General features: G+C 67.0%; 27 protein-coding genes. 15 read left to right on the top strand and 12 right to left on the bottom strand.

The window, feature by feature from the left end; all coding sequences use genetic code 11:
* Positions 1 to 249, top strand: a 249-nt coding sequence (locus U4Z31_RS28720; RefSeq protein WP_321812097.1) for a hypothetical protein, incomplete at its 5' end; no start/stop codon positions are given.
* Between the two features lie 11 nt (positions 250 to 260).
* Positions 261 to 794 carry a class IV adenylate cyclase gene (locus U4Z31_RS28715; RefSeq protein WP_257775114.1) on the top strand — a complete coding sequence of 178 codons (534 nt, stop codon included), beginning with the start codon at positions 261 to 263 and terminating at the stop codon, positions 792 to 794.
* Positions 795 to 848: 54 nt separating this feature from the next.
* On the opposite strand, the gene U4Z31_RS28710 is transcribed toward U4Z31_RS28715, so the two are convergent.
* Positions 849 to 1,334 carry an Lrp/AsnC family transcriptional regulator gene (locus U4Z31_RS28710; RefSeq protein ID WP_006408082.1) on the bottom strand — a complete coding sequence of 162 codons (486 nt, stop codon included), beginning with the start codon at positions 1,332 to 1,334 and terminating at the stop codon, positions 849 to 851.
* A 138-nt stretch (positions 1,335 to 1,472) separates the two neighbouring features.
* Between U4Z31_RS28710 and phhA the strand changes: the two genes are divergently transcribed.
* Positions 1,473 to 2,366 carry a phenylalanine 4-monooxygenase gene (gene phhA, locus U4Z31_RS28705; protein ID WP_321812096.1) on the top strand — a complete coding sequence of 298 codons (894 nt, stop codon included), beginning with the start codon at positions 1,473 to 1,475 and terminating at the stop codon, positions 2,364 to 2,366.
* 156 nt (positions 2,367 to 2,522) lie between these two features.
* Positions 2,523 to 2,831 carry a 4a-hydroxytetrahydrobiopterin dehydratase gene (locus U4Z31_RS28700; RefSeq protein WP_044845221.1) on the top strand — a complete coding sequence of 103 codons (309 nt, stop codon included), beginning with the start codon at positions 2,523 to 2,525 and terminating at the stop codon, positions 2,829 to 2,831.
* A 92-nt stretch (positions 2,832 to 2,923) separates the two neighbouring features.
* On the opposite strand, the gene U4Z31_RS28695 is transcribed toward U4Z31_RS28700, so the two are convergent.
* A complete protein-coding gene (locus tag U4Z31_RS28695) occupies positions 2,924 to 3,154 on the bottom strand; it encodes a DUF3717 domain-containing protein (protein WP_044845220.1) in 231 nt (76 codons plus the stop codon).
* 122 nt (positions 3,155 to 3,276) lie between these two features.
* On the opposite strand from U4Z31_RS28695, the gene U4Z31_RS28690 reads away from it, so the two are divergent.
* Both U4Z31_RS28690 and U4Z31_RS28685 read left to right on the top strand, forming a co-directional pair.
* Positions 3,277 to 3,969 carry a response regulator transcription factor gene (locus U4Z31_RS28690; protein WP_006401494.1) on the top strand — a complete coding sequence of 231 codons (693 nt, stop codon included), beginning with the start codon at positions 3,277 to 3,279 and terminating at the stop codon, positions 3,967 to 3,969.
* A gap of 116 nt (positions 3,970 to 4,085) precedes the next feature.
* A complete protein-coding gene (locus U4Z31_RS28685; protein WP_321812095.1) occupies positions 4,086 to 5,570 on the top strand; it encodes a sensor histidine kinase in 1,485 nt (494 codons plus the stop codon).
* 94 nt (positions 5,571 to 5,664) lie between these two features.
* On the opposite strand, the gene U4Z31_RS28680 is transcribed toward U4Z31_RS28685, so the two are convergent.
* The 7 genes from U4Z31_RS28680 to mnmC all read right to left on the bottom strand — a co-directional run bounded on the left by U4Z31_RS28680 (position 5,665) and on the right by mnmC (position 14,564).
* On the bottom strand, positions 5,665 to 6,195 hold the full coding sequence (locus U4Z31_RS28680) for an SET domain-containing protein (protein ID WP_257775110.1): 531 nt from the start codon (positions 6,193 to 6,195) through the stop codon (positions 5,665 to 5,667).
* Positions 6,196 to 6,383: 188 nt separating this feature from the next.
* A complete protein-coding gene (locus U4Z31_RS28675; RefSeq protein WP_321812094.1) occupies positions 6,384 to 7,496 on the bottom strand; it encodes an NADH:flavin oxidoreductase/NADH oxidase in 1,113 nt (370 codons plus the stop codon).
* Positions 7,497 to 7,699: 203 nt separating this feature from the next.
* Positions 7,700 to 8,410: a glutamine amidotransferase gene (locus tag U4Z31_RS28670; RefSeq protein ID WP_321812093.1), complete on the bottom strand. Its 711-nt coding sequence runs from the start codon at positions 8,408 to 8,410 to the stop codon at positions 7,700 to 7,702.
* A gap of 28 nt (positions 8,411 to 8,438) precedes the next feature.
* Positions 8,439 to 9,077 (bottom strand): MarR family winged helix-turn-helix transcriptional regulator, encoded by a 639-nt coding sequence (locus U4Z31_RS28665; RefSeq protein WP_044845216.1) that lies wholly within the window; start codon positions 9,075 to 9,077, stop codon positions 8,439 to 8,441.
* A gap of 505 nt (positions 9,078 to 9,582) precedes the next feature.
* Positions 9,583 to 10,698, bottom strand: coding sequence for a YbdK family carboxylate-amine ligase (locus tag U4Z31_RS28660; RefSeq protein ID WP_021160413.1), 1,116 nt, complete (start codon positions 10,696 to 10,698; stop codon positions 9,583 to 9,585).
* A gap of 14 nt (positions 10,699 to 10,712) precedes the next feature.
* Positions 10,713 to 11,927, bottom strand: coding sequence for a cation:proton antiporter (locus tag U4Z31_RS28655; RefSeq protein ID WP_044845215.1), 1,215 nt, complete (start codon positions 11,925 to 11,927; stop codon positions 10,713 to 10,715).
* A 675-nt stretch (positions 11,928 to 12,602) separates the two neighbouring features.
* Entirely contained in the window at positions 12,603 to 14,564 is a 1,962-nt protein-coding gene (gene mnmC, locus U4Z31_RS28650) for a bifunctional tRNA (5-methylaminomethyl-2-thiouridine)(34)-methyltransferase MnmD/FAD-dependent 5-carboxymethylaminomethyl-2-thiouridine(34) oxidoreductase MnmC (RefSeq protein WP_321812092.1), read from the bottom strand.
* Positions 14,565 to 14,578: 14 nt separating this feature from the next.
* Between mnmC and U4Z31_RS28645 the strand changes: the two genes are divergently transcribed.
* Positions 14,579 to 14,941 carry a hypothetical protein gene (locus tag U4Z31_RS28645; RefSeq protein WP_124486807.1) on the top strand — a complete coding sequence of 121 codons (363 nt, stop codon included), beginning with the start codon at positions 14,579 to 14,581 and terminating at the stop codon, positions 14,939 to 14,941.
* Between the two features lie 13 nt (positions 14,942 to 14,954).
* On the top strand, positions 14,955 to 15,233 hold the full coding sequence (locus tag U4Z31_RS28640) for an HU family DNA-binding protein (RefSeq protein WP_006401505.1): 279 nt from the start codon (positions 14,955 to 14,957) through the stop codon (positions 15,231 to 15,233).
* Positions 15,234 to 15,367: 134 nt separating this feature from the next.
* Here the strand turns inward: U4Z31_RS28640 and U4Z31_RS28635 are convergent, their stop codons facing one another.
* Together U4Z31_RS28635 and U4Z31_RS28630 are read right to left on the bottom strand one after the other, a co-directional pair.
* A complete protein-coding gene (locus U4Z31_RS28635; RefSeq protein WP_321812091.1) occupies positions 15,368 to 16,681 on the bottom strand; it encodes a GTP-binding protein in 1,314 nt (437 codons plus the stop codon).
* A gap of 172 nt (positions 16,682 to 16,853) precedes the next feature.
* The gene (locus U4Z31_RS28630; protein ID WP_321812090.1) at positions 16,854 to 17,303 is read right to left on the bottom strand and encodes a lytic transglycosylase domain-containing protein; all 450 of its coding nucleotides are present in this window, start codon (positions 17,301 to 17,303) and stop codon (positions 16,854 to 16,856) included.
* 368 nt (positions 17,304 to 17,671) lie between these two features.
* Between U4Z31_RS28630 and gspD the strand changes: the two genes are divergently transcribed.
* Genes gspD through gspF form a run of 3 tightly spaced genes read left to right on the top strand, consistent with a single transcriptional unit; the run spans position 17,672 to position 22,732 of the window.
* Complete coding sequence (gene gspD / locus U4Z31_RS28625) at positions 17,672 to 20,014, top strand: type II secretion system secretin GspD (RefSeq protein ID WP_044845211.1); 2,343 nt, start codon at positions 17,672 to 17,674, stop codon at positions 20,012 to 20,014.
* Positions 20,011 to 21,510 carry a type II secretion system ATPase GspE gene (gene gspE / locus U4Z31_RS28620; RefSeq protein WP_321812089.1) on the top strand — a complete coding sequence of 500 codons (1,500 nt, stop codon included), beginning with the start codon at positions 20,011 to 20,013 and terminating at the stop codon, positions 21,508 to 21,510. Before gspD ends, gspE begins: the two co-directional genes overlap by 4 nt.
* A 4-nt stretch (positions 21,511 to 21,514) precedes the next feature.
* Positions 21,515 to 22,732 (top strand): type II secretion system inner membrane protein GspF, encoded by a 1,218-nt coding sequence (gene gspF, locus U4Z31_RS28615; RefSeq protein WP_257775102.1) that lies wholly within the window; start codon positions 21,515 to 21,517, stop codon positions 22,730 to 22,732.
* 30 nt (positions 22,733 to 22,762) lie between these two features.
* Here the strand turns inward: gspF and U4Z31_RS28610 are convergent, their stop codons facing one another.
* Positions 22,763 to 23,173 (bottom strand): hypothetical protein, encoded by a 411-nt coding sequence (locus U4Z31_RS28610; protein WP_044845208.1) that lies wholly within the window; start codon positions 23,171 to 23,173, stop codon positions 22,763 to 22,765.
* Between the two features lie 177 nt (positions 23,174 to 23,350).
* On the opposite strand from U4Z31_RS28610, the gene gspG reads away from it, so the two are divergent.
* The 4 genes from gspG to U4Z31_RS28590 are packed head-to-tail and all read left to right on the top strand — an operon-like array spanning position 23,351 to position 25,549.
* Complete coding sequence (gene gspG, locus U4Z31_RS28605) at positions 23,351 to 23,803, top strand: type II secretion system major pseudopilin GspG (protein WP_027783126.1); 453 nt, start codon at positions 23,351 to 23,353, stop codon at positions 23,801 to 23,803.
* 42 nt (positions 23,804 to 23,845) lie between these two features.
* Positions 23,846 to 24,385, top strand: a complete 540-nt coding sequence (locus U4Z31_RS28600) for a GspH/FimT family pseudopilin (protein ID WP_321812088.1) — start codon at positions 23,846 to 23,848, stop codon at positions 24,383 to 24,385.
* A 2-nt stretch (positions 24,386 to 24,387) separates the two neighbouring features.
* Positions 24,388 to 24,867, top strand: a complete 480-nt coding sequence (gene gspI, locus U4Z31_RS28595; RefSeq protein ID WP_374692776.1) for a type II secretion system minor pseudopilin GspI — start codon at positions 24,388 to 24,390, stop codon at positions 24,865 to 24,867.
* Entirely contained in the window at positions 24,845 to 25,549 is a 705-nt protein-coding gene (locus U4Z31_RS28590; protein WP_082088526.1) for a type II secretion system protein J, read from the top strand. Before gspI ends, U4Z31_RS28590 begins: the two co-directional genes overlap by 23 nt.
* Position 25,550: the final 1 nt, after the last annotated feature.

The following is a 25,550-nucleotide window of genomic DNA, read 5'->3' as shown; positions in this document are numbered from 1 at the left end:
TTTGGCGTCTTTGGCGTCTTTGGCGTCTTTGGCGTCTTTGGCGTCTTTGGCGTCTTTTGCGTCTTTTGCGTCTCCGGCGGATCTTGCGAATCACAAATCGCCAACACACCCGCGCATAACCAGCGAAATCACATACGAGCCCCAATCGCCCGCTCCGAGTCGCGTTGCCGCGCGCCAGTCGCTCGTCACGCCACCATCGCAGGCTTTTTGCTAGATTGTCCGTTCGCACACCGCGAGACCCCTGATTGAAGGAGACCCGCATGGCCCGCAACATCGAGATCAAAGCCCGCGCCCGCGAATTCGACCAGCTGCGCGAACGCGCCGCGACGCTCGCAACCGAAGCACCGCTCTTCTACCGCCAGCAGGATTTCTTCTACGACGTGCCGCGCGGCCGGCTGAAGCTGCGCCGCTTCGAAGACGGCACGCCGGCCGAACTGATCTTCTATCAGCGCGACGATCGCGACGGTCCGAAAGCGTCGTACTACACGCGCAGCCCGGTGACGAACCCGGACGCGATGCACTCGCTGCTTGCGACCGCACTGACCACGCGCGGCATCGTGACGAAGGAACGGCACGTATACCTCGTCGGCCGCACGCGGATCCACCTCGACCGCGTCGACGGCCTCGGCGACTTCATCGAACTGGAAGTGGTGCTCGGCCCCGACGACGACGAAGCCGGCGGCGAAGCCGAGGCGCACGACGTATTCGCGAAGCTCGGCGTGGCGCACGAGGATCTCGTCGCGGTCGCATACGTCGACCTGCTGAACGCCGATGCGCAATCCGAAGCGGCCTGATCGAGCCCTATCCGCGGCCGCGCCTTGCGCCCCGCTGCCAGCCCCGCCGCCGCGTCACGCGGCGCCGGGCGCCAGGTGCGCGAGCGGCAGCGCGCCATTGCGCTTGAACGTCGTCAGCACGATGTTCGAGCGCACGCTGTCGACGCCCGGCACGCGCATCAGCTTCTTCATCACGAACTGCGACAGCGCGTTGAGATCCGGCGCGACGATCCGCAGCAGATAGTCTGCATCGCCGACCACGGCATGGCACTCGAGCACCTCGGGCAGCACGTCGATCTGCTGCTGGAACTGCTCGATGATCGAATCGCCGTGGTGCTTGAGCTTCAGGCTCGTGAACGCGGTGACGCCGAGCCCGAGCTTTTCGGGGCGCAACATCACGCGATAGCCTTCGATCACGCCGGCCGCCTCGAGCCGCTGCAGCCGCCGGCCGATCTGCGACGGCGACAGCGGCACCTCCTCGCCGAGCTGCTGGTGCGTCGCGCGGCCGAAGCGCTGCAGCACGTCGAGAAGCGCGAGATCGAAGTGATCGAGTTCCAGCATAAGCATTCTCCGCATTGATTCCGATTTTGATGCGCGATTATCGCATCATCATGCGAATCAACGCCATCTTTGCGCCCATTCCGCATGTCCCCCGCTCTACACTTGCATGGTTCCCATCACAGCGTGCAGAGCCTCACCATGTCCACCGTCGTCACCGCGAAACTGCAGGAGCAGTTCGATGCGGGCCTCGAAACCCGCGCCGATTTCACCATCGACCAGCCGCTCGAACGTTACGGCCAGGTCGACCACGCGGTGTGGCGGCAGCTCTATGCGCGCCAGTCGGCGCTGCTGCGCGGTCGCGCGTGCGACGCGTTCGTCGCCGGGCTCGGGAAGATCGACCTGCCGGCCGATCGCGTGCCGTCGTTCGCCGACGTGAACCGCCAGCTGAAGCCGGCCACCGGCTGGGAAATCGTCGCGGTGCCGGGCCTCGTGCCCGATCGCGTGTTCTTCGAGCACCTCGCGAACCGGCGGTTTCCGGTCACCTGGTGGATGCGCCGCCCGGACCAGCTCGACTACCTGCAGGAACCCGACTGCTTCCACGACCTGTTCGGCCACGTGCCGTTGCTGATCGAGCCGGTGTTCGCCGACTACATGCAGGCCTACGGCCGCACTGCGCTCGCGGTCGCGGACGACGAAACGGCGCTCGCGCGGCTGGCGCGCCTCTACTGGTATACGGTGGAATTCGGCCTGATCCGCGACCCGCAGGGCACGAACGGGCTGTCGATCTACGGCGCCGGGATCGTGTCGAGCAAGGGCGAGAGCCTCTACAGTCTCGAAAGCGCGGCGCCGAACCGGCTCGGTTTCGACCTCGAGCGCGTGATGCGCACGCGGTACCGGATCGACACGTTCCAGAAGACCTACTTCGTGATCGACGATTTCGCGCAGCTGTTCGCGCTGGCCGACGTCGACGGCCGCGCGCTGGCCGACCGGCTGGCCGCGCTGCCCGAATTCGCGGCCGGCACGGTACTCGACGGCGATCTCGTGCTGCATCGCGGCACGGGAGAAGGCTGGCCGGACGACGCGGACGCGTAAGGCCGCGGGCCACGCCGGCGTGATTCGTGCGCCGGCGCTCGCCATCTGATGCCCGTCCCCGGATGCCCGTCGCCCAACTATGAAACAATGACCGGTACCGGCTTTGCCGCGTGGCCTTTGCCCGCGTGCGGGCGCCGTTACCGAACGAGGTGCAACATGATCCACAAGCTCACATCAGAAGAACGCAAGACCCGGCTCGAAGGCCTGCCGCACTGGACGGCCGTGCCGGGCCGCGACGCGATCCAGCGCAGCCTGCGCTTCGCCGATTTCAACGAGGCCTTCGGCTTCATGACGCGCGTCGCGATCAAGGCGCAGGAAATGAACCACCATCCGGAATGGTTCAACGTATACAACCGCGTCGACGTGACGCTGTCGACCCACGATGCGGACGGCCTGACCGAGCGCGACATCGCGCTCGCGACGTTCATCGACCAGGTGTGCGCACATACCCAACCGGCCGCCTGAGGTCGTCCTCTACCGCCGCGCGTCTTTCGACGCGCGGCGCGTCAACTTTTCATTTCGATGAACGTTTTCTAGGATGTACTCAGCGAAAGCCTTCAACTTTCCAAGCCATCCTTAAGGCGCACGTAAGTCTCGTACGCTTTCCGCGCCCTGGGGTCCAAACCTTCCAGTTGCAGCGCGCTTGCGCGCTGTACAATCAGCAGCGCATACGGCTTGGAGAGCGCGCTGGCCTCTTCGCAGAGTTTGAGTTCGTCGCCGCTCGACGGCGAGCGGGCGCGCCAGAAATTGATCGCGGCTTCGAGGTCGTGGATCGAAATATCGGACATGATTGGATTTAATCGTTCGCTGGCCGCCATGCTTGATGTCAGGCGATGCGGCGCCCCTGTGGAAACGGCGTCGTGCTGTCCGCGTGCCTGAACCGCCAACCCATTGTACTTGAGCGAACTTCATGCGACTCCTTCTGATCGAAGACGACCGCCCCATCGCACGCGGTATCCAGAGCAGCCTCGAGCAGGCTGGCTTCACCGTCGACATGGTGCATGACGGCATCTTTGCCGAACAGGCGCTGGCACAGAACCGCCACGAACTCGTGATCCTCGACCTCGGCCTGCCGGGCATCGACGGGATGACGCTGCTCACGCGTTTCCGCCAGACCAACCGCCACACGCCGGTCATCGTGCTGACCGCGCGCGACGAACTGAACGACCGGATCCAGGGCCTGAACTCCGGCGCCGACGACTACATGCTCAAGCCGTTCGAGCCGGCCGAGCTCGAAGCGCGCATCCGCGCGGTGATGCGCCGCAGCGGCCCGCACAGCGACATGCCGCGTCCGGAAGTGTCGCTCGGCGGCGTCCGCCTGTCGGGCGTCGATCGCCGCATCTTCAACGACGACAAGCCGCTCGAACTGTCGCCGCGCGAATTCGCGGTGCTGGAAATGCTGCTGCTGCGTCACGGCCGCGTCGTCAGCAAGGCCCAGCTGCAGGATCACCTCACGCACTTCGGCGGCGATCTCGGCGACACCGCGATCGAAGTCTACGTGCATCGCGTGCGCAAGAAACTCGAGCAGTGCCGCGTCGAAATCGTCACGGTGCGCGGCTTCGGCTATCTGCTGCAGGAAATCCGCCAGACCGCGAGCGTCTGAGCGGCGCCGCACGCCGGCCGGCCGCGTGCCGCCGGCGAGCCGCCCTGCCCGCGTCGCCGTCCGGCGCACGTCCGCGCCGCTCCCCGTGAGCGGCGCTTATCCATTTGCCCGTCGAAATGTCTTCTGATCCGGCTGTGACCACCAGCCTGCGCCGCTCGCTGCTCCGGCGCCTCGCCGCGCCGCTGTCGATGCTCGCGCTGATGAGCGGCCTGATCGCCTACTGGCTCGCGTGGCAATACACGCAACACGTGATCGACCGCTCGCTCGCCGACCTCGCGACCGCCATCTCCAAACAGATCCAGATCGCCGGCCCCGACGCGCCGTTCACGGTGCCGCCGCTCGCGCAGGCGATGTTCTCCGATCCGGCCGAGGCGCTGATCTACCGGATCAGCGACGGCGAGCAGGAACTCGCCGGCGATCCGAAACTGCCGCTGCGGGGCATCAACGTGCGCCGCATGCATCACGCGTACGTGTTCGAGGCCGAGTACGACAACCGCGCGGTGCGGGTCGCGCAGGTGCGCGTCGAGGAAGTCGACGGCGGCCGGCCGATGGTGGTCGAGGTCGCGCAGCCGGTGCGGCACCGCTACCGGATCGCGGCCGAATTCCTCGTCGCGATCATGATGCCGCTGCTGCTGCTGCTGCTCGCGGGCTGGGGCATCGTGTGGCGCGTCGTGAATCAGCAGCTCGGCCCGCTCACGCATCTCGCCGATTCGCTGAACCGGCAGACCCACACGTCGCTGGAGCCGGTCGACGAAACCGACGTGCCGCTCGAGATCCGGCCGCTGACGAGCGCGATGAACGCGCTGCTCGGCCGCCTGAAGACCGCGCTCGACGCGCAGCGCAAGTTCATCGCCGATGCCGCGCACCAGCTGCGCACGCCGCTCACGGCCGTGAAGCTGCATGCCGAGCAGGCCGCCGTCGCGCGCGACCCGCAGCAGACCTATGCCGCGGTGCGCGAACTGCGCGCGGCCGCCGACCGCGCGGTGCGGCTGTCGAACCAGCTGCTGTCGCTCGCGCGCGCGGAGCCGGGCGAACAGGCCGCGCGTTTCGTCGACGTCGACCTGGCCGCGATGGCGTTCGAGACGGGTGCCGAATGGGTGCCGCGCGCGCTCGCGTCGCATGTCGACCTCGGCTTCCAGCGCAGAGACGATCCCGGCGAGGACGAAACGCTGAACGTACGCGGCAACCCCGTGCTGCTGCGCGAGGTGATCGCGAACCTGCTCGACAATGCGTTGAAATACGTGCCGCTCGCCCGGCCGCACGGGGCGCGGATCACGGTGAACGTCGCGCGCGGCGCGCTCGAGACCGGCGAAGCGGCCGCCGAGATCGTCGTCGAGGACAACGGCCCGGGCGTGCCGGCCAATCAGCAGGCCGACCTGTTCAAGCGCTTCTTCCGTGGCGACGCGCAAAGCGGCAACGGCGTCGAGACGGGCGCCGGGCTCGGGCTCGCGATCGTGCACGACATCATCGCGATGCACGGCGGCACGGTGTCGTACGAGGATGCATCGGAAGGCGGTTCGCGCTTCGTGGTGCGGGTGCCGCTCGCCAAGCGCACCGGGAAGCCGGCGAGCGAGACGCCGGCCGCCGCGCCCACGCACTGAGGCAGGCGCGGCGAACCCTCATCAGGGTGGATGGACGGCCGCGCGGCGGCCAACCGGGGGTGACGCAGCCGCGCGCGATGCGCGGCCTCACCGGTCACTTCTTCTTTTTCTTGTCCTTCGCGCCGGACTCGGACTTGCCGTCCTTCCTGTCCTTCTTCTTTTTCTTCTTGCCGTCGTCGTCCGGCGTGGCGAGCAGCGTGCCACGGCATGCGATCGCGCCGCAATGGCACGCGTATTCCCGCTTGAGTTTCTTCGTCAGCTTCTCGTCGATCACGAGGCCGTAGTCGTAGAACAGCTCTTCTTCCGGCCCGATGTCGCGCAGTGCGTGGATGAACACGCGGCCCTTGATCTCCTCGGCCTCGCAGTTCGGCGCGCACGAATGGTTGATCCAGCGCGCGCTGTTGCCGTCGATCTTGCCGTCGATCACCCCGCCCTCTTCCAGTGCGAAGTAGAACGTATGGTTCGGCTCGTTCGGGTCGTGCGGATGGCGGCGCAGCGCTTCCTTCCACGAAATTCGCTCGCCCTTGTATTCCACTACGCGTTCGCCGGCCTTGATCGGCTCCACCGCGAACACGCCCTTGCCGTGAACTCCCGAGCGGCGTACCGCGATCCTGCGTGAACTCATCGAACGAATCCTTTGAAGACGACTTGAATGGAAGACGGCCGCGCTGTCGTTTTGCGCGGCCCTGCGTCGCGCAAAACGAAAACGCGGCACCGGTCGGTGCCGCGTCGGGACATGCGGCGAATCACCCGCATCCTACACGTTCAAGATTGCTTCGCTCAACATCGCGCGCAATATTGCGCGCATGACGCTCAGCGCTGGCCGAACGCGATGTCGCCGAACAACGCCTTGTGCTCGCGCGGCTGCGAACGCCAGTACTGCGGCGGCGCCGACACCTGCGCACCGAGCTCGGCAGCCGCATGCCACGGCCAGCGCGGGTCGTACAGCATCGCGCGCGCCATCGCGACGAAATCGGCATCGCCCGACTCGATCAGCCGGTTCGCATGCGCGGGATCGTTGATCAGGCCGACCGCGATCGTCGGCATCCCGACCGCGCGCTTCACAGCCTGCGCGAACGGCACCTGGTAACCGGGCGACAGCGGAATCTTCTGCAGCGGTGATACGCCGCCGGACGACACGTCGATCCAGTCGCAGCCGCGCTGATTCAGCTCGTGCGCAAACGCGATCGTGTCCTCGAGTTCCCAGCCGCCCTCGACCCAGTCGGTCGCCGACACGCGCACGCCGACCGGCCGGTCCGCCGGAAACGCCGCGCGCACGATCTCGAAGATCTCGAGCGGAAAGCGCATCCGGTTTTCGCGCGAGCCGCCGTATTCGTCGGTACGCTGGTTCGCAAGCGGCGACAGGAACTGATGCAGCAGGTAGCCGTGCGCCGCATGCACCTCGATCGCATCGATGCCGAGGCGCGCGGCACGCTTCGCGGCGGCCGCGAACGCGTCGCGGATCCGGTTCAGGCCGGCCGCGTCGAGCGCGAGCGGCGGCGTTTCGCCGTCCTTGTGCGGCAGGGCCGACGGCGCATGCGGCAGCCAACCGCCATCGGCGACGGACACGAGCTGGCCGCCCTTCCACGGCACCTCGCTCGACGCCTTGCGCCCCGCGTGCGACAGCTGCATCGCGACGCGGACCGGCGAATGCTTGCGGATCGCCGCCAGCACGGGCTTGAGCGCTGCTTCGGTCGCGTCGTCCCACAAACCGAGGTCGCCGGCCGTGATGCGCCCGTCGGGTTCGACCGCGGTCGCTTCGATGCAGAGCAGGCCCGCGCCGGACAGCGCGAGATGGCCGAGGTGAATCATGTGCCAGTCGGTCGCCTCGCCGCGCTCGGCCGAGTACTGGCACATCGGGGAGATCACGATCCGGTTCGGAAGGGTCACGCCGCGCAGCGTGAACGGAGAAAACAGCGCAGTCATGGAGGCCGCTCGCCAGGAAAGGGAAACAGCGGACGAGCGTAGCATGCGGGCTCGAAGCCTGCTGGCGGCCGGTTCGGCAGTAAGCGGATGGTCAGGTAGCGCCGCCGCGCCGCCGGCAGCGATGCCGCGCACACACGGCATGCAGCGGTGCGCCAGCCGGCACGGCCTGCGGGCCGGTCACGCGCGGCGTCGCTCGCTCGGGATCAAAGCCCGACGCTGTCGAGCCACTCCGCGAACATGCGTCGCGCGGCCGCCTCCAGCGCGGGACCGTGCTGCACGGTGTCGGCGCGCAGCTGGCGTGCGTCGATGCCGGGCGTCGACGCGATTTCGCCGGCGTTGCCGATCAGCCAGGGTTCGAAGCGGTCGGCACGGATTTCGGGATGGCATTGCAGCGCCAGCACGTGCTGCCCCCACGCGAACGCCTGGTGGCGGCAGGCCGGTGTCGAGGCGAGATGGATCGCGCCGCCCGGCAGGTCGAACGTATCGCCGTGCCAGTGCAGCATCGAGGTCGCCGCGCCGTCGAGATGGCGCAGCGGCGACGCGCGGCCCGCGTCGGTGAGCGTCAGCGGCGCCCAGCCGAGTTCCTTCTGCGCAGCCGGATAGACGCGCGCACCGAGCGCGCAGGCGATGAACTGCGCGCCAAGGCAGATACCGAGGATCGGCAGCCCGGCGTCGATGCGCTGACGCACGAGCGCCGTGAGCGGCGCGATCGACGGATACTGCGCGTCCTCGTACACGCTGAGTGGCCCGCCGAGCATCACGAGCAGCGCCGGCTTGAGCGCGTCGAGCACCTCGACGCGCGACGCGCCGACGTCGACGTAGCGCACCCGCCGCCCGCGCGCCCCGAGCACCTGCTCGAAGCTGCCGAGGTCCTCGAAATGCACGTGGCGGATCGCCACCACTTCAGCGTTCATCATCGGCCTCCCGGTCGATCGACGGACGTCAGCCGGCGAACACCTTCCAGGTCTTCTTTTGCGTTGCCGCGTCGGCTTCTTCGTGCACCGAACAGTCGAGACGCAGATCGCTGTCGGCCATCGACAGGTCGAGCGCCGCACAGTGATGCACGGTCTTCTTCGACTGCTTGCCCGGCTGGAAATGCGTGCACGTCAGGCACATGCGCTGCGGCGGCGTCGCGCCGGCCACCTGCAGTTCGCGCAGCGTCTTCAGCAGCGCGCGGTACAGCGCGCCCTGCTCGTCCGCGCCGAGCTTGCCGACCGCCTTCGTCAGGAATTCCGGCCATTGCAGCGCCTTCTTCGCCGCGGTACGGCCGCGGGCCGACAGGCGCACGGCAAGCGCGCGGCCGTCGTCCAGCGCGCGACGCTTCTCGACGAGCCCCTTCGTCTCGAGCGTGCTGACCGCATCGCTGGTGGTCGCAGCCGTGAGCTGCGTCTCGCGCGCGATCTCGCCGAGCCGCATCGGGCCCTTGCGTTGCAGCAGCAGCACGAGGATCTCGCCCTGCGTCGGCGTGAGGCCCGCGCCTTCCGCCCAATCCCATGCCTGGCTTCGCATGGCCGTACTCAACCGCAGCAAGCTGTGGGTCACACGTCCCGAAGCCTGATTCCCGTAAACGCCTTCGCTCATAGTCTTTTCGCTTTGCCGCCGCCCGGATTGCCGAGCAGCCGTAGTGTGGAGATCGAATGTCTATCTCAAAACAGACGCTCATCGAGGAGCGTCGACACGGCCGTCGCGAGGCACACGCGGCGGTCGCGTTCGCGGCGACCGGTGAGACACTGGTCATTCCGGTGTCCGCAAAGCCGACATTCTAAGCGAGAGCGGAAAATCGCACAGCTAAGTTATCCCCTTCATTCTGTGGAAAATCGCTGGATAACCGGATTTTTTCGTTGTGCCGGCAATCCCTGCCGGCCTCACGGCGCAACGCGCAAACATTTTCCTGTTCGAATCGGCCATCGTGCGGCTGCCGGCGATCCACCGGGTTATCCATACCGCAGTGCGTTGACTTTGCAGCGGAATATCCAGTTATCCACAGATTTTCAGGAGGACTGGTGACGCGGAACGCCCGAATCGGCGTCGACCGGCATTCAGCGAATCGCCGCGCGGTCGAGCCTGTAATCTGCAAAACATTTTTTCATTCACGCCAGCGCAGGCACTGCTGGCGGACCGTCTCGTTCAGCGATTTTTCCTGTTTGAAAACGGTTCTCAACCACGATGCGTCATTCACGCGCGCCTGCGCGAGTGCACCGATCTCGTCGAGGGCCGCGCGCGAGCCGAGCGCGGCCGCATGCGGCGCGATCCGGTCGAGCGTGTCGAGGATGTCTTCCGCGATCGTGCGACGCTCACCTGTCTGAGGATTGACGCAGGTGCCCTCGAGCCCGAAGCGGCAGGCTTCGAAACGGTTGAATGTGTAGACGAGATAGTCGTCCTCCGACAGCTTCAGCGGCCGGTCGGTCAGCAGGTAGCGCGCGAGCGTCTGGATGTAGCACGCGATCGCGGCCGCGCGATCGACCGACAGCGGCGTGTCCATCACGCGCACCTCGATCGTCCCGTAGCCGGGCTTCGGCCGGATGTCCCAGTAAAAGTCCTTCATCGAGTTGACGACGCCCGTGTTGACCATCTTCGTGAAGTACTCCTCGAAGCTGTCCCAGGTCAGCACGAACGGCGCGCGGCCCGACAGCGGGAACGCGAACACCGAATTCAGGCGCGCCGAATGGAAGCCGGTGTCGACGTTCTGCACGAACGGCGACGACGCGGACAGCGCGATGAAGTGCGGAATGAAGCGCGACATCGAGTGCAGCAGGAACAGCGCGCTGTCCGGATCGGGACAGCCGATGTGCACGTGCTGGCCGAACACGGTGAACTGCTTCGCGAGATAGCCGTACAGCTCGGAGATGTACTGGAAGCGCGGCGCGTCGTAGATCTGCCGGTCGCTCCACTGCTGGAACGCGTGCGTGCCGCCGCCGGCGAGCCCGACGTTGAGCTGGTCGGCCGCCTTCACCAGCACGTCGCGGATCGCGTGCAGCTCGGAGACCGCCTGCTCGTGCGAATGGCAGATGCCGGTCGACAGCTCGATCATGCTCTCGGTGATTTCAGGCGTGATGTTGCCGGGGAAGGTCTCGCCCTGGATCAGGCGCATCAGGTCGGATGCAGCCTTGGTGAGGTCGTAGTTGTGCGTGTTGACGACCTGGATCTCCAGTTCGACGCCGAACGTGAACGGTTCGGAATTGACGAAGGTTTCGAGTGCCATGGCAGGTTCCGGAATCAGTTTCTGTCGCTGCGTTCGCTGACCGCCGACAGGCAGCGGTAGACGACGAACGGGCTGACGAGCTGCAGGATCACGATCGTGCACATCACGATCGCGCGCAGGTGCGGGTCGAAATTCGGATAGAGCTGGTAGGTGTCGTCGACGAGCAGGTACGACAACGCGGACATCGGTGTCAGCGCGATGCCGAGCGCGACGCCCTGCTTCATCCCGAGCCCGCTCGGCTTCGCGAACGCGACGACGCCGGCGAGCTTGGCGGCGAGCCGCGTGACGATCAGCGCGATTGCGAGCAGGCCGCCGAGCGCGATGTCGCCCCACGTGAACGACGTGAGCGTCAGCACGAACAGGATCACCGTCAGCAGCCAGCCGGCCGTGCCGAAATGCTCGGGCCACAGCTGCGGCCGCGCTTCGAGGTTCTTCACGATGATGCCGGCGAGTAGCAGCGTGAGCAGCGTCGACAGCTTCAGCGCCTGCGCGACCGCGATCGCGAGCATCACGAGCCCGAACAGCGCGACGAACGAATGCTCGTCGCGCATCGTCGCGGTCATGTGACGGAACAGGTAATTGCACGCCCGCGCGACCAGGTACGCGACGATGAACGAACCGGCGATCAGGTAGGCGGGTTGCAGGATCGTCGCGAAAACGTTCCCGTACGCTTCCTGGTGGAGCCAGCTCGTGACGAGCTTGGTCAGCACGATCGCGTACACGCTGTTCAGCGCGGTCAGCGTGATGAGGCGCTGCGACACCTGCCCTTCCGCGCGCAGCTCGGTCTTGAGCTGGATCACCATCGACGGCGACGTCGCGATCGCGATCGCCGACAGCACGAGCGCGACCATGCCCGACACGCCGAGCGCGAGCATCACGAACAGCACGAGCACGAACGTCAGCGTCGCCTCGGCCAGGCTCGACGCAATGAGCCACGGATTGCGGCGGATCCATTTCAGGTCGAGACGGCTGCCGAGCTCGAACAGCAGCAGGCCGAGCGCGACGTCGATCAGCAGCCGCGAGGTTTCGTCGGTGCTCGCGTCGATCACGCCGAATCCGAACGAACCGGCGATGAGACCGATCACCGCATACCCGGTGATGCGCGGCAGCCGCCATGCGCGATAGCACAGCTCGCCACACAGACCGGCCGCGAACAACGCGAGCCCGGCCCAGAACACGGCATCCGGCGCGAGCGGCCAATTGGGCAGGAATGAGAACGCCGACTTCATCGTGGTGACTTCTCCTTTGGAAGCAATCGCCAGCGGCGCGGGGTCAAGCGTCAGAAATGAGATGCGCGCCGGCTGGGTATCGCCCCGAGTGTGAATGTTGTGGTCGACGACGGCGGGACATGGGATCCGCCTCTTTCCGCCATCCGGCGGAACTGTCGTTCAGGCTGCCGATCTGGATTGTCGGCCTGGTGTGTGAACGGACTGCGCAGTCTCGATGATTCAGATTCGAAATCGAGCCGACCGTTCCATTGAAGCATGTCCGGCGCTTGGCCGAACGAACGCGAAGGAAACCGATTGTGCCACAGCTTTTTCGCTCCGGAACCGATTGAATCGACTCGCGGCGCTGTGAGGCGCCACAGGTCTTTGGTTTCAATGGTTTACTTGTATATATACGTAGTAGAAGTTAACAAGGCGCTCACAGTTCTGTGGATAACTTCGGTTTACGCAACAAGATCAAGGTGTTGGCGCGGCCATAAGTCGTTGCACAGGCTGTTTGCTCACAGAGGTTTGAGTTGGGTAACTTTCGGGCCGTTTCACAGCTGTGCCGAGTTGCCCAGTTTACGTCCACTGTGATTGCACACGAAGTGCGTGCGGATTCCGCGCGGTTATCCACAGCGTCGCGTGGATAACCTTGCGCGAAAAAATCGAAGGACTGTGAGGATTCGGCTGACGAGATCAGCCGATCTGGCGGCCGCGCAGCGCGCGGATCAGGAACCGGGCCGGGTCGACGGCATCGGCGAGTTCGCGCTCGAGCGGCAGCGGCTCGCCTTCCAGTTGCGACGCGATCAGTTCCGCGCCGAGCGCGGCCCACACGAGGCCGCGGGAACCGTAGCCGAATGCGCCGTACAGGCCCGCGGTACGCGGCAGGTCGCGCGCCCTCGCACCGCTCAGCGCGCGTGCGTTCGCGACGGCCTGCGCTTCGTCGGCGAGCGGGCCGATCACCGGCACGCGATCGGCGACGACCCAGCGAAACGCGACGCGCCCGCGCAGCGTATCGACGTCCGGCAGCTCGCCGATCAGGCCGGGCAGCAGATGCCGGACGCGCTCGATATTTTCGATATGCCCGGCGCCGCGCATCGCCGGATCGAGGTCGTCGGGTTCGAACGTCGCGCCGATCAGCAGCGTGCCGTCGCCGAGCGGTACCGCATAGCCGTCGCCGATCGCGGGGCACGGCAGCGGTGCCGTGCTGCCGGGCGGCAGCAGCGTGAGCTGGCCGCGCACCGGCTGCAGCGCGACGTGCCGCAGGCCCGCGAGACGCACGGCGTCGCCCGCGTTCGCGAGCACGACGACCGGCGCCTCGGCGAGCGTCGCGCCTGCCGCGTCGACGGCGCGCCACGTGTCGCCATCGCGCTCGAGTCGCGCGACTTCGGTGCCGGCGAGCAGTGTCACGCGTTCACCGGCCGCCGCGACTTGTGCGGCGCAGACCCCGGCCGGCCAGACGGCGCCGCCGTGCGGAAACAGCAGGCCGCCATGTGCGACCGGCAGGTTCAGATGCGCGCGCGCGGCGTCCGTGTCGAGCAGCGACACGTAGTCGGACGGTGCGCTGAGCGCGTCGAACGCATCGCGCATCCGCACGAAATCGTCGGCCGATTCCGCGAGATGGATCATCCCGCGCGTGCTGCGCGCGAACGCATGGCCCGCATGCTCGAGCGCGCGCCAGCGCGCCAGCGCATGCAGGAAACCGCTGCGCGTGAGGCGGCTCGCGACGTTGTCGTCGCGCGTCATCAGTGGATGGAATACGCCGGCCGGATTGCCCGATGCGTCGCTCGCGATTCGCGCGTGTCGCTCGATCAGCGTGACGTTCCAGCCGCGCGCGGCGAGCCGTTCGACGACCGCGCAGCCGGCCAGCCCCGCGCCGATCACGATCGCGTCGCGCGCGGCAACCGGCAACGCGCGCGGCGGTTCGTGCCGGCGCATCCGCCAGCGCGGTGCGTATTCGCCCGCGAGCATCGCGAACTTGCCGGCCAGGCCGGCCATCTTGCGATACGTGAAACCCGCTTCGAGGAGCGCTTGTTTCACCACGCCCGCGCTCGAATAGGTCGCAAAGGTCGCCTTCTCGGCGGCGATACGTGCGAGCGCGCGGAACACGTCGGCCGACCAGAGATCCGGGTTTTTCGCGGGCGCGAAACCGTCCAGATAGAACGCATCGGCGCGGGCGACCAGTTTCGGCAGCATCTCGCACGCGTCGCCCAGCGCGAGCGTCAGCACGACCCGGCCAGCGTCGAATTCGAGGCGATGAAAACCGGGAACGAGCATCGGCCACGCATCGGCGAGCATTTCCGCTTCCGTCGATATCGTTGTGTTAGCAACCATATGGGACAGTGCCCGGCGCAGGTCATCGCGCGAAAACGGATGCTTCTCGAACGACACGAAATGCAGCCGTTCGCAGCGCGCGGGATCGTCGCGCCAGGCGGCCCAGGTCGCGAGGAAGTTGACGCCCGCGCCGAACCCCGTCTCGACGATCGTGAACGTGCGCCGGCCTTGCCAGCGCCCGGGCAGCGCGTTGCCCGCGATGAACACGTAGTTCGCCTGCGCGAGCGCGCCCGCGACGTTGTGATAGATGTCGCCGTACGCGGGCGAGATGAGGGTGCCGTCGTCGCGGAACGCGAGCGTGGCGGGAACGAGTCGGTCGGGCATGCGAAACAAAAAACGTGGCAGCCAAGCCTGGCAAGGGATTGCGCGGAGGCGTCCGGCGGGTCGTTGGCAAAAACCAACGGCGTTGCGCGGCGGCGGACCCGGCTGCGTATCCCGTCCGGTTGGCGCAGGTCAAAAAACGGGCAATCGACGATTCATTCGGCGAAATACCGATGAAAATCTTTGAAACCCTTGTCGTTATTGGGTTTGCGCTGCGCTATCATAGCAACGCCGTACCGCGGGGTGGCCTTCCGGCAAACCGGACGGCACGTCGCGCGGGCCAGGATTCGGCGCTGTGCCGTCGAAGTCTGACTCTCGACGGCACGGTTCGCGCACGTATAATCGGCGCGTTCGCGCTGTTCGTGTCAAACCTAACCTGAAAAAGGAACCTTAATGAACAAACAGGAACTGATCGACGCCGTCGCCGCCCAAACGGGCGCCAGCAAGGCTCAAACCGGCGAAACGCTGGACACGCTGCTCGAAGTCATCAAGAAGGCCGTGTCGAAGGGTGATGCGGTTCAGCTGATCGGCTTCGGCAGCTTCGGTTCGGGCAAGCGCGCAGCACGTACGGGCCGCAACCCGAAGACCGGCGAAACCATCAAGATCCCGGCAGCCAAGACGGTCAAGTTCACGGCTGGCAAGGCGTTCAAGGACGCCGTCAACAAGCGTTAATCCAGCGCCTGTTCCAGGAAAAAAACCCGCCTTTCGGCGGGTTTTTTGTTGGGCGCGCGCAGCATTTTTGCCACAGTTCGCGCCACTCTTGCAAGATTTAACGGTTGTCTTTCGCAGGCCGTTTTTACCGCGTATTACGCGTGCACGATCTGCGTGTCGCCGGGATCGTCGTCGTCGTGCGCATCGACATCCCACACCGGAAACGGATCGTCGAACGCGGTCCATTGCGCCGCACCGAGCGCGAATTCCGCATCGGTGAGCAGGCATGCGTCGAGTTTCGCGCGCCATGCGTCGGCATCGAGCGCGATGCCGATCAGCACCAGTTCCTGACGGCGATCGCCGACCGAGCGGTCGTCGAGGTCGCCCTGCCACTCCGTGCGAATTTCGGCGAGCAACTCGTCGTCGTCCGGCCATTCCGCGCGATCCTGCGCGGCCCACCAGAGGCCCGCCGGGCCATGCCGGCACACGCCGCCCGCCTGCGACAGCGAGCCCGCGATGTCGTTGCGCGTCGCGAGCCAGAAGAAGCCCTTGCTGCGCAGCACGCCCGGCCACTCCTGATGCAGCAGCGCCCAGAGCCGTGCCGGATGAAACGGCCGGCGCGCGCGGTAAACAAAATTGCCGATGCCGAATTCGTCGGCTTCGCCATGCACGTGCGCATGATGCGGATCGTGGCACTCGGGATCGTCGCAATGCGTGTGATCGTGGTCGAGCGACGCGAGCCAGCCCGGCGCGTTCGCGGCCTCGTCGAAATCGAAGCGGCCGGTGTTCAGCACTTCCTCGAGCGGCACGTTGCCGAACGTCGACACGACCTGGTGCGCGCGCGGGTTGAGCCGCGCGAGGATGTGCTGCAGACGCGCGAGTTCTTCCGCGCCGACGAGGTCGGTCTTGTTGATCACGAGCACGTCGCAGAACTCGATCTGCTCGATCAGCAGCTCGACGAGCGTGCGATCGTCTTCGTCCGATGCGGCGATGCCGCGCGTCGCGAGCGCGTCGTCGGAACCGTAGTCGCGCAGGAAATTGTAGGCGTCGACCACGGTGACGAGCGTGTCGAGCCGCGCGACGTTCGACAGCGATGCGCCGTCGTCGTCGACGAACGTGAAGGTTTCGGCGATCGGCATCGGCTCCGCGATGCCGGTCGATTCGATCACGATCGCGTCGAAGCGGCCATCCGCCGCGAGATTGCGGATCTCGACGAGCAGGTCGTCGCGCAGCGTGCAGCAGATGCAGCCGTTCGACATCTCGACCAGGCGTTCCTCGACATGCGACAGCGCCTGCGCATCGCGTACGAGCGACGCGTCGATGTTGACCGCCGCGAGATCGTTGACGATCACGGCGACTTTCAGGCCCGCGCGGTTCGCGAGGATGTGATTGAGCAGCGTGGTCTTGCCGGCGCCGAGGAAACCGGACAGCACGGTGACGGGCAACGGCTGGTTCATTGCCGGATTCATAACGATTTGCACCAACGGAAAAGAGGGAAAAGCGGCCGCGGCGTCCTGACGGGGCGCGATCGGCCCGGAGCCGGTCGCCCGGGCCGGTCGAAACCGCGGCGTGAGATCCGCATTGTGCATCAAACGCGCGCCGGCCGAGCGGCACGGCGTCGGCAAGCGCCGCGGCGCGGCGTCACTGCTCGGGCGGCATCAGCTTCCACTGCGTCAGGATCCCGGCGATCTGCCGCGCATACTTGTCGCGCAGCGACGGCGTTTCCGAATGATAGGCGCCGACGGCCTGCCATGTGTTGCCGTAGCGATTCATCTTCTGGCGCAGGTGCCAAGCGGCGATGTAGACGTTCTTGCACGGCTGCATCAGCGTGTCGCGGCCGATGCCGTAGCGCGACAGCGTCGGCAGGTGGATCGAATTGATCTGCATCAGGCCGTAGTCGACCGAGCCGTTCGTATTCTTGTTCAGCGCGTCGGGCCGGTTGTGCGACTCCTGCCACGCGATCGCGCGCAGGATCAGCGGATTGACCTTCTGGTAGCGGGCGGCCTCGTCGAAACAATCCGCGCGTGCGCTTCCGCAGGCGAACCACACGCCGGCGGCGATCAACGCGATCGAAGCGAACCGTCTGTTCATGGTGCGGAAAACGAAAGAAATGGGCGCAAGGATCGGGAAAACCCGTGTCCGTTATTCGTGCGACTGGAAACGTGCCGCCCGTATCATACCGAGAGTCCGTCACGTGGCGACATGCGAACGACGGCTGCCCGTTTATACCGCATTTTCGTGTCGATTCATCGCAAAAACGACGGCGATGGACGGCAGCCCGGGTCGGCGCCGAAATCTTACATATTGCATACGGTGCGCCGGATACATGTCGTATGTGAGACAGTCCTCGGCTCAATGTGATATTCCGGACATGAAAAGCTGCTAATGTCGCCTCTTTCGGACCTGGATCCCAGCACTACCGCCGGAAGTGGCCTGAGCCGGCATCGACCCATTCATCCATGACAAGAAATCGCTTCGTTATGCGGCGCATCGCGACGACCCTGATCGTCGCCGGCATCATCGTCTCGCAGGCCGCCTACGCTCAGGTCACGCTCAATTTCGTGAATGCGGACATCGACCAGGTCGCCAAGGCGATCGGTGCCGCAACCGGCAAGACCATCATCGTCGACCCCCGCGTGAAGGGGCAGCTCAATCTCGTGGCCGAACGTCCGGTGCCGGAAGACCAGGCGCTGAAGACGCTGCAGTCGGCGCTGCGCATGCAGGGCTTCGCGCTCGTGCAGGATCACGGGGTGCTGAAGGTCGTGCCGGAAGCCGACGCGAAGCTGCAGGGCGTGCCGACCTATGTCGGCAATGCGCCGCAGGCGCGCGGCGACCAGGTCATCACGCAGGTGTTCGAGCTGCGCAACGAATCGGCGAACAACCTGCTGCCGGTGCTGCGGCCGCTGATCTCGCCGAACAACACGGTCACCGCCTACCCGGCGAACAACACGATCGTCGTCACCGACTACGCGGACAACGTGCGCCGCATCGCGCAGATCATCTCGGGCGTCGACAGCGCCGCGGGCGCGCAGGTCCAGGTCGTGCCGCTGCGCAATGCGAACGCGATCGACCTCGCCGCGCAGCTGCAGAAGATGCTCGACCCGGGCGCGATCGGCAACAGCGACGCGACGCTGAAGGTGTCGGTCACGGCCGACCCGCGCACCAACTCGCTGATGCTGCGCGCGTCGAGCGCGTCGCGCCTCGCGGCCGCGAAGCGCCTCGTGCAGCAGCTCGACGCGCCGAGCGCGGTGCCCGGCAACATGCACGTCGTGCCGCTGCGCAACGCCGACGCGGTGAAGCTCGCGAAGACGCTGCGCGGGATGCTCGGCAAGAGCAGCGGCGACAGCGGTTCGTCGGCGTCGTCCAACGACGCGAACAGCTTCAACCAGGGCGGCGGCTCGTCGCAGAGCGGCAACTTCTCGACCGGCACGTCGGGTACCCCGCCGCTGCCGTCGGGCGGCTTGGGCGGTTCGTCTTCTTCGTCGGCCTACGGCGGCAGCGGCTCGTCCGGCGGCGGCCTCGGCACGGGCGGCCTGCTCGGCGGCGACAAGGAAAAGGGCGACGACAACCAGCCGGGCGGGATGATCCAGGCCGACTCGGCGACCAACTCGCTGATCATCACCGCGTCCGACCCGGTCTACCGCAACCTGCGCTCGGTGATCGACCAGCTCGACGCACGGCGCGCGCAGGTCTATATCGAAGCGCTGATCGTCGAGCTGAACTCGACGACGCAGGGCAACCTCGGCATCCAGTGGCAGGTGGCGAGCGGCCAGTTTCTCGGCGGCACGAACCTGAACCCCGGGCTGGGCCTCGGCAACAGCATCATCAACCTGACGGCCGGCGGTGTGGCCAACGCGGCCGGCGGGATCACCGGAGGCGGGCTGGCCTCCAACCTCGGGCAGCTGTCCCAGGGGCTCAACATCGGCTGGCTGCACAACATGTTCGGCGTGCAGGGGCTCGGCGCGCTGCTGCAATACTTTGCGGGCGTGAGCGACGCGAACGTGCTGTCGACGCCGAACCTGATCACGCTCGACAACGAGGAAGCGAAGATCGTGGTCGGCCAGAACGTGCCGATTGCAACCGGCTCGTATTCGAACCTGACGAGCGGCACGACGAGCAACGCGTTCAACACCTACGACCGTCGCGACGTCGGCCTGACGCTGCACGTGAAGCCGCAGATCACCGACGGCGGGATCCTGAAGCTGCAGCTCTATACAGAGGATTCGGCGGTCGTCGCCGGCACGACCAGCGCGCAGACCGGCCCGACCTTCACGAAACGGTCGATCCAGTCGACGATCCTGGCCGACAACGGCGAGATCATCGTGCTCGGCGGCTTGATGCAGGACAACTACCAGGTATCGAACAGCAAGGTCCCGCTGCTCGGCGACATTCCGTGGATCGGCCAGCTGTTCCGTTCGGAATCGAAGGTGCGTGCGAAAACCAACCTGATGGTGTTCCTGCGCCCCGTGATCATTTCCGATCGCGGCACCGCGCAGGAAGTCACGGCCAACCGCTACGACTACATCCAGGGCGTGACGGGCGCGTACAAGTCGGACAACAACGTGATCCGCGACAAGGACGATCCGATCGTCCCGCCGATGCCGCTCGGCCCGAGCCAGGGCGGCACGCCGGCCGGGAACCTGTTCGATCTCGACAAGATGCGCCGTCAGCAGCTGCAACGCCAGGTGGCGCCGGTGCCGGCCCAGCCGCTGCCGGAGGCAACGCCCGCGCAGCCGCGGAGCGTACCGCAGCAGGCCGTGCCGCAACAGCCGCTGACCGCCACGCCGGGAGCCTCGCAGTGAGCGACGTGCGCGCGTCCTCCGCTCACGACGGCACGCCCGGCGAACGGCAGCCGCCGTCGCCGCTCGCCGCGCGCCTGTTGCCGTACGGCTTCGCGAAGAGCGGCCAGGTGCTGATCGCGCACCAGCTCGACGACACGCTCGAGGTGTGGATCAGCGAACGCACGAACGATGCGGCGCTCGCCGAAATCGCGCGCAACTTCGGCTCGATCTCCGTGCATCGCGTGCCGGCCGACGAGCTCGCGCAGGCGATCAACCAGGCCTACGCGCGCCAGGACGGCAGCGCGGCGCAGATCGTCGGCGAGGTCGAAGGCGAAGTCGACCTGTCGCGGCTGATGCAGGACATCCCCGAAGTCGAGGATCTGCTCGAATCGGAAGACGATGCGCCGATCATCCGGATGATCAACGCGCTGCTCACGCAAGCGGCGCGCGAACAGGCATCGGACATTCACATCGAGCCGTTCGAGAATGCATCGGTCGTGCGGTTTCGCGTCGACGGCACGCTGCGCGACGTCGTGCGCCCGAAGAAGGCGCTGCACGGCGCGCTGATCTCGCGGATCAAGATCATGGCGCAGCTCGACATCGCCGAGAAACGCCTGCCGCAGGACGGCCGCATCACGCTGCGCGTCGGCGGCCGGCCGGTCGACGTGCGCGTGTCGACTCTGCCGACCGGGCACGGCGAGCGCGCGGTGCTGCGTCTGCTGGAAAAGGATGCGCAGCGCCTGAACCTCGAAGCGCTCGGGATGGGCCGCGACACGCTCGTCCAGTTCGACAAGCTGATCGCGCGACCGCACGGCATTGTGCTCGTCACGGGCCCGACCGGTTCGGGCAAGACGACGACGCTGTATGCGTCGATGTCGCGGCTCGAAACGGCGACGACCAACATCATGACCGTCGAGGATCCGATCGAATACGACCTGTCCGGCATCGGCCAGACGCAGGTGAACGAGCGGATCGGGATGACCTTCGCCCGCGCGCTGCGTTCGATCCTGCGCCAGGATCCGGACGTGATCATGATCGGCGAAATCCGCGACCTCGAAACCGCGCAGATCGCGGTGCAGGCGTCGCTCACGGGCCACCTCGTGCTCGCGACGCTGCACACCAACGATGCGGCGTCCGCCGTCACGCGCCTGACCGACATGGGCGTCGAGCCGTACCTGCTCGCGTCGTCGCTGCTCGGCGTGCTCGCGCAGCGCCTGGTGCGGCAGCTGTGCCCGGTCTGCAAGGAAGAGCGGCAGGAGGAAGGCCGCACCGTGTGGCATCCGGTCGGCTGCGACAAGTGCGGGCATTCGGGCTACACGGGCCGGCGCGGCGTATACGAACTGCTGGTGGTCGACGATTCGATCCGCACGCTGATCCACCGCAACGCGGCCGATGCGGAGATTCTCGCCGCGGGCCGCGCGGAAGGGATGCGCACGCTGCGCGACGACGCCGAGCGCTGGCTCGCGGCCGGTGCGACGTCGCTCGAGGAAGTGCTGCGCGTGACGGGAGGCGCATAGCGCGATGTCGGCATTCCGTTTCGAAGCAATCGATGCGGCCGGGCGCGCGCAGAAGGGCGTGATCGATGCCGACAGCGCGCGCGCCGCGCGCGGCCAGCTGCGCACGCAGGGGCTCACGCCGCTGGTGGTCGAGCCGGCCGCCAGCGCGAGCCGCGGCGCGCGCTCGCAGCGCCTCGCGTTCGGCCGCAAGCTGTCGCAGCGCGAGCAGGCGATCCTCACGCGCCAGCTCGCGAGCCTGCTGATCGCGGGGCTGCCGCTCGACGAGGCGCTCGGCGTGCTCACCGAGCAGGCCGAGCGCGACTATATCCGCGAACTGATGGCCTCGATCCGCGCGGAAGTGCTCGGCGGCCACTCGCTCGCGAATGCGCTGGGCCAGCATCCGCGCGATTTCCCCGAAATCTATCGCGCGCTCGTCGCGGCGGGCGAGCACACCGGCAAGCTCGGCATCGTGCTGTCGCGCCTGGCCGACTACATCGAACAGAGCAACGCGCTGAAGCAGAAGATCCTGCTCGCGTTCACGTATCCGGGGATCGTCACGCTGATCGCATTCGGCATCGTCACGTTCCTGCTGAGCTACGTCGTGCCGCAGGTCGTCAACGTGTTCGCGAGCACGAAGCAGCAGTTGCCGATCCTCACGGTCGTGATGATGGCGCTGTCGGATTTCGTGCGGCACTGGTGGTGGGCGATCCTGATCGCGGCCGCGCTCGTCGTGTGGGTGGTGAAGGCGACGCTGTCGCGCGACGGGCCCAGGCTCGCGTTCGACCGCTGGGTGCTGACCGCGCCGCTCGCGGGCAAGCTCGTGCGGGGCTACAACACGGTGCGCTTCGCGAGCACGCTCGGCATCCTGACCGCGGCCGGCGTGCCGATCCTGCGCGCGCTGCAGGCGGCCGGCGAGACGCTGTCGAACCGCGCGATGCGCGCGAACATCGACGACGCGATCGTGCGCGTGCGCGAAGGCTCCGCGCTGTCGCGCGCGCTGAACAACGTGAAGACGTTTCCGCCGGTGCTCGTGCACCTGATCCGTTCGGGCGAGGCGACGGGCGACGTGACGACGATGCTGGATCGCGCGGCGGAAGGTGAAGCGCGCGAGCTCGAGCGCCGCACGATGTTCCTGACGAGCCTGCTCGAGCCGCTCTTGATCCTGGCGATGGGCGGGATCGTGCTCGTGATCGTGCTGGCCGTGATGCTGCCGATCATCGAGCTGAACAACATGGTGCAGTGACGGCCTGACCGCCGGTCAGGCCACCGCCGATCAACGCATGTAGATCGCGGGGGACGGCGTGTTCGCGGGGAGCTGGACTTCGGCGCGCGCGCCGTTGCGGTCGACGATGATCGAGCGGTTGCGCACTTCGGCGAGCTTCGCGCCGGGCGCGAGCTCCGCGCCGAGCGACACGGCGCGCGGCGGCTCGCCGCCGATGCCGACGATCGCGGCGCCGCCATGATCGAGCGCGAGAATGCCGAACAGGTGGATGTCCTGCACGGGATTCTTGTCGAGCTGGCCGCCGAAGAGCGCGGCGGCGTCCTCGGTGCGGATCGGCAACCGCGCGGCGGCGGCGGGCAGCGGCGCTTCGCGGGCCGACAGCGTGACGACCCAGTAGGTGGCCGTCGCGCACAAACCCGCGAAGAGGGCTAGGGAGAGGATCCGGATCGAGAGCGCGTTCATGCGCGCTATTGTACGGATGTATATGAAATTTGCGTTGGGTGAAAGCCCTCGGCAGTGCGCGCCTTACAATGCGTGCTCCGCGCCCGGGGGAAACGGAAGCTGGCCGTCAGGCAAACGTCCGGAATGCGCCGGGTGCGTCACTTAATCGACGACATTTTTTGGAAGAGGTAGTCAGTCATGCAAACGTGGATCACTCGCCGTAATGCGGCCGTGCGCCGTCAGCGCGGTTTCACGCTGATCGAGATCATGGTGGTGGTCGCGATCCTCGGGATCCTGGCGGCACTGATCGTGCCGAAGATCATGAGCCGTCCCGACGAGGCGCGCCGTATCGCCGCGAAGCAGGACATCGGCACGATCATGCAGGCGCTCAAGCTGTACCGGCTCGACAACGGCCGCTATCCGACCCAGGAACAGGGCCTGAACGCGCTGATCCAGAAGCCGACCACCGATCCGATCCCGAACAACTGGAAGGACGGCGGCTATCTCGAGCGCCTGCCGAACGATCCGTGGGGCAACGGGTACAAGTACCTGAACCCGGGCGTACACGGCGAGATCGACGTGTTCAGCTACGGCGCCGACGGCAAGGAAGGCGGCGAGAGCAACGATTCCGACATCGGTTCGTGGCAGTAAGCCTGCGCTGACCGTCCCGACGTTCTCCCCGTTCTTCACTCCATGCTCGCCCCTCGCACGCCCTTGCGCTCCGCTCGCGCTCGCCGCGATGCCCGCGACGGCCGCGTGCGGCGCGGCGCGGCCGTGACCGCACGCGCACGCGGCTTCACGCTGCTCGAGATGCTGGTCGTGCTCGTGATCGCGGGCCTGCTGGTGTCGCTCGCGTCGCTGTCGTTGACGCGCAATCCCCGCACCGACCTGCGCGAGGAAGCGCAGCGCATCGCGCTGCTGTTCGAGACGGCCGGCGACGAAGCGCAGGTACGCGCGCGCCCGATCGCGTGGCAGCCGACCGCGCACGGTTTCCGCTTCGACGTGAGCTCGCCCGACGGCTGGCACACGCTGCGCGACGACGTGCTGCGCCCGCGCGACTGGGACGGCGGCGTCACGGGCGCCGATATCGACTATCCCGGGGCCGACACGCGCGCGAGCCGCGTCGTGTTCGGCACGGAAAGCATCGACACGCCGGTGCGCGTGACGCTGCATTCGGCGGTCGGCAGCGCGACGATCGTCGGCACCGGCAACGGCCGCTACGAGGTGCAATGACGATGCGTCGTCGCCTGCCCTTTCCGGCCGCTTCCCGCCCCCCAAGGGGACTCCCTTCGGGGCACCCCAGGCGTGCTTCCTCCGGAGACCGGCCCGCGGCCGGCCTCGTCGGGGCGCGCGGCTTCACGATGATCGAGGTGCTGGTCGCGCTCGCGATCATCGCGGTCGCGCTCGCCGCGTCGATCCGCGCGGTCGGCACGATGGCGACCAATGCATCCGATCTCCACCGCCGGCTGCTCGCCGGCTGGAGTGCCGACAACGCGCTCGCGCAACTGCGCCTCACGCATGCGTGGCCGGAGGTCGGCGAACAGAGCTTCGACTGTTCGCAGGGCAACCTGCAGCTGGTCTGCACGCAGCGCGTGAGCACGACGCCGAACCCGGTGTTCCGGCGCGTGCAGATGTCGGTGAGCATGCCGGGGCGCGCCGGCGTGCTCGCGCAAATGGTGACGGTGGTCGCGAATGAAACCAGCCGTCCGCTCTGACGCGCCGATGCCGCGCCGGCCCCTGCGCGCCGCCGGCTCGCGCCGCGTACGCGGCTTCACGCTGATCGAACTGATGATCGCGATCGCGATCCTCGCGGTGGTCGCGATCCTGTCGTGGCGCGGGCTCGACCAGATCATGCGCGGCCGCGACAAGGTCGCGGCCGCGATGGAAGACGAGCGCGTGTTCGCGCAGATGTTCGACCAGATGCGCATCGACGCGCGGCTCGCCGCGACCGACGACGAAGCCGGCCAGCCGGCGATCGGCGTCGCCGGCAACACGCTGCAGATCGTCCGCGAGCTCGACGTGCCGGGCGCCGCGCCGCGGCTGCAGGTGGTCCGCTACCGGATCGCCGGCGGGCGCGTCGTGCGCTATGCATCGCCGCCGCTCGACGGCGCGAACCGCCTGCGCGACGTGCTGAAGGACAGCAGCGTCGACGGCTGGAGCTGGGTCGCGCTGATGAGCGGCGTCGGTGCGATCGACGCGAAGCTGTACGTGCCGCGCGTCGGCTGGACCACCAACCTGCAGACGGCCAACGACGCGCTCACGCAGAACAACGATGCGCTGAAGGTGCCGCAGATCGGCAACGCGCCGCCGGCGCGGGCCGTGACGGGGCTGCAGGTCAGCATCGGCGCGACGTCGCTGCGCGTGCCCGTCACGCGCATCTTCCTCGTCGGGGAATGAC

Source organism: Burkholderia sp. BCC1985 (genome assembly GCF_905339915.1).
Lineage (GTDB): Bacteria > Pseudomonadota > Gammaproteobacteria > Burkholderiales > Burkholderiaceae > Burkholderia.
Note: the sequence above shows the minus strand (reverse complement) of the source record. Positions and strands in the feature narration are given on the sequence as shown.